Here is a 1,728-nt window from a genome sequence, read left to right as displayed (position 1 = left end):
CAACGACCCCTGGGGCAAGCCGTATCAATACGCCAACCCGGGCGTGAAAGGCGAGATCGATGTCTACAGCCTCGGTGCCGACGGCCAGGTGGGCGGTGAAGGCAAAGACGCCGAAGTTGGCTCCTGGCAATGAGCGTTGCCGTGCCGCGTCGCCCGCAGGCCGGGCGCACGCGGGCGGCTTCACGCTGATCGAGCTGCTGGTGGTGATCACGCTGATCGCCATCGCGTCGGCCGTCGCGAGCCTGTCGATCCGCAACCCGGCCAGCACGCGGCTCGACCACGAAGCCGCCCGGCTGGTCGCGCTGCTCGAATCGGCGCGCGCCGCGTCGCGCGCCTCGGGCATCCCGGTGACCTGGCTGCCGCGCGCCGCCGAGCCGAATGCGGCCGAAGGCTTCCGCTTCGTCGGGCTGCCGACCACCAACGACCTGCCGACCAAGTGGCTGACGCCCGAAGTCTCCGCCGACATCGCGGGCTCCAAGGGCATCGTGCTCGGCCCCGAGCCGTTGATCGGCGCGCAGCGCATCGTGCTGCACCTCGACGACCAGAGCGTCGCGCTCGGCACCGACGGGCTCGGGCCCTTCGTGGTGCTCGAGAACGAGCAGGTCGCGCAGCCATGAGCAAGCACCGTCCGCATCTCGCCAAAGCGAGCGGCTTCACGCTGATCGAGGTGCTGGTGGCGCTCGCCATCATCGCGGTCACGCTGGGCGCCGGCATCAAGGCGGCCGGCGCGTTGACCAACAACACGCAGCGCCTGGTCGAGGTCACCGCGGCCCAGTGGTGCGCCGAGAACCAGCTCACCGGCCTGAAGCTCAGCCACACCTTCCCGAGCGTCGGCGACGCCGAATTCAGCTGCGACCAGTTCGGCACCAGCTACAAGGGCAAGCAGGCCACGCGGCCGACGCCGAACCCGAACTTCCKGCGCGTCGACGCGCAGATCTTCAACGAGGACGACCAGCCGGTGCTGACGCTCTCGACCATCCTGCCGCGCTGATGGACACGCCACCCCTGCGCGCCCCCCTTGCCCGCGGCTTCACCCTCATCGAGGTGCTGGTCGCGATGACCATCATGGCGATCGTCGCGATGATGTCGTGGCAGGGCGTCGACGGCATCGTGCGCGCGCGCGCCGCGAGCCAGCAGCGGCTGGAGCAGGTGCTGCGCGTGAGCAGCGTGCTCGCGCAGTGGGAGCAGGACCTCGACAACGCGCAGGACAGCGGCGTGCTGCCGAGCGCGATGGCCTTCGACGGCGCCTCGATGCGCGTCACGCGCCGCGTGCCCGGCGGGCTGCAGATGGTGGTGTGGTCGCTGCGCGGCGGCACCTGGCTGCGCTGGGCCGGCCCGGTCGTCACGACGGCCAGCGAGCTGCAGCAGAACTGGATGTCGAGCCAGCAGTTCCTCGGCAGCGAGGTCGGCCAGTTGCGCACGCTGACCCACCTGTCGGACTGGCAGGTGTATTACTACCGCGGCAATGCCTGGACCAATGCGCAATCCAGCGCCGACCCGACGCAGCCGAATACCGGACCCGGGTCCGGCCAGCCGAATCCGCCGAGCGGCGTCACGACCCCGCTGCCGCAGGGCGTGCGGCTTGTGCTGACGTTCGGCGAGGGCAGCGGCTTCTCCGGCAACGTCACGCGCGACGTGACGATCGGCCCGCAATGACGCGCCACGCCACCTCCCCGCCGGCCGCCCAGCGCGGCGCCGCGCTGCTGATGGCAATGATCATCGTCACGC

General features: G+C 70.6%; 4 protein-coding genes. All 4 read left to right on the top strand.

The features are described 5' to 3' along the window. Positions 1–133, top strand: a 133-nt coding sequence (locus AC1D15_RS30510) for a type II secretion system protein GspG (protein WP_477828978.1), incomplete at its 5' end; no start/stop codon positions are given. After that, on the top strand, positions 117–617 hold the full coding sequence (locus tag AC1D15_RS30505) for a prepilin-type N-terminal cleavage/methylation domain-containing protein (protein ID WP_465110943.1): 501 nt from the start codon (positions 117–119) through the stop codon (positions 615–617). The genes AC1D15_RS30510 and AC1D15_RS30505, both read left to right, overlap by 17 nt. Beyond that, positions 614–991 carry a type II secretion system minor pseudopilin GspI gene (gspI, locus tag AC1D15_RS30500; RefSeq protein ID WP_477828977.1) on the top strand — a complete coding sequence of 126 codons (378 nt, stop codon included), beginning with the start codon at positions 614–616 and terminating at the stop codon, positions 989–991. The genes AC1D15_RS30505 and gspI overlap by 4 nt, the downstream gene beginning before the upstream one ends. Next, entirely contained in the window at positions 991–1,656 is a 666-nt protein-coding gene (locus AC1D15_RS30495; protein WP_477828976.1) for a prepilin-type N-terminal cleavage/methylation domain-containing protein, read from the top strand. Before gspI ends, AC1D15_RS30495 begins: the two co-directional genes overlap by 1 nt. Positions 1,657–1,728: the final 72 nt, after the last annotated feature.

The sequence above is a fragment of the Rhizobacter sp. P2_H2 genome (genome assembly GCF_056403375.1).
The sequence above is the reverse complement of the archived record's forward strand: the minus strand, read 5'-3'. Positions and strand labels throughout refer to the sequence as shown.

What these genes read in the sequence shown, in the direction of transcription:
- AC1D15_RS30495 (WP_477828976.1), top strand. Translation starts at nt 991, where the DNA reads ATGGACACGCCACCCCTGCGCGCCCCCCTTGCCCGCGGCTTCACCCTC.